1 protein-coding gene is annotated in these 1,177 nt (G+C 69.2%); it reads right to left on the bottom strand.

Annotated elements, in window-relative coordinates:
- Window positions 1–8: 8 nt before the first annotated feature.
- Complete coding sequence (locus ABD297_RS23555) at window positions 9–1,127, bottom strand: IS30 family transposase (protein ID WP_344257598.1); 1,119 nt, start codon at window positions 1,125–1,127, stop codon at window positions 9–11.
- Between the last annotated feature and the right edge of the window lie 50 nt (window positions 1,128–1,177).

Genomic DNA, 1,177 nt, shown 5'->3' with positions numbered 1-1,177 from the left:
GGGCGGTTTCAAAGAGCTGTTGCAACGAGGTGGTGGTTGAGGGCTTCGGCGGGGTTTCTCCAGTTCAGGGTTTCACGGGGGCGCCCGTTGAGCTCGCGGGCGACCTCGTCGAGGTCGGCTTGGCTATAGGTGCGGAAGTCGGTGCTCGTTTTGGGGAAGTACTGGCGTAGCAGGCCGTTGGTGTTCTCGTTGCTGCCGCGCTGCCAGGGTGAGTGTGGGTCGCAGAAGTAGACCTTGCAGTCGGTGGCCAGGGTGAACGCGGCATGCTGGCGCATCTCGATGCCTTGGTCCCAGGTCAGGGTCTTGGCCAGCTCGGCCGGGACCCGTCCCATCAGCTCGGTCAGGACACTGATGACCTCGGCGCTGACTCTCGACTCGGGCAGCGAGCCGAGCATCACGTAACGGGTGGTGCGTTCGACCAGGGTGATGATCGCGCTGGCGCCGCGGGCACCGATGACCAGGTCGCCTTCCCAGTGCCCGGGCACGGCCCGGTCGGTGGCCTCGGCCGGGCGGGTGGAGATGTGGAAGTCGGCCAGCCAGGGGCGGCTGCCGCGGGCGCCGTGCGCGGTGCGGGACTGGGGCCGGCGACGGGCGCGTCCGGAGCGTAGGGCGTGTTGGGCGGCGATCTCGCGGCGCAGCTCGCCGCGGCCTTGGAGGTAGATCGCCTGGTAGATCGTCTCGTGGGACACGTGCAGCTCCGGCTGGTGGGGGTAGGTCGAAGCCAACCATCGCGCGATCTGGGTCGGGGACCAGCGTTGCTGGAGCTTGGGCAGGACGTGCTCGCTCCACAGGGCCGGTCGTGGCCAGTTCCAGGAGGAGCGCAGCTTGGGCCGGTGTGGTCGTCGGGCCCGGCGCCGGTAGCGGTACTGCGCGGCGTGGTGCTCGTACACCCACCGGTAGGGCCCGCGCAGGTGGCCGCCGGTGCCGCGGGTGCGGCTGGCGTGCGGGTGTCGGGCGCCCGGGCGGGTCAGGTGCGCACCGCGGTAGGCGTTGTTGCGGGTCACCTCGCGCCAGATCGTGGAGCGGTCACGCCCGATCACGGCCGCGATCGCGGGAAAGGTCAGGCCCTGACCGAAGAGCACCTCGATCTGAGCGCGTTCGGACACCGACAAACGAGGACCAGGCATGGACACCATCCTTGGATAGCCCTCGTTGCAACAGACCCTTGAACTCAAGC

Source organism: Terrabacter carboxydivorans, from assembly GCF_039532035.1.
GTDB classification, from domain to species: domain Bacteria; phylum Actinomycetota; class Actinomycetes; order Actinomycetales; family Dermatophilaceae; genus Terrabacter; species Terrabacter carboxydivorans.
The sequence above is the reverse complement of the archived record's forward strand: the minus strand, read 5'-3'. Positions and strand labels throughout refer to the sequence as shown.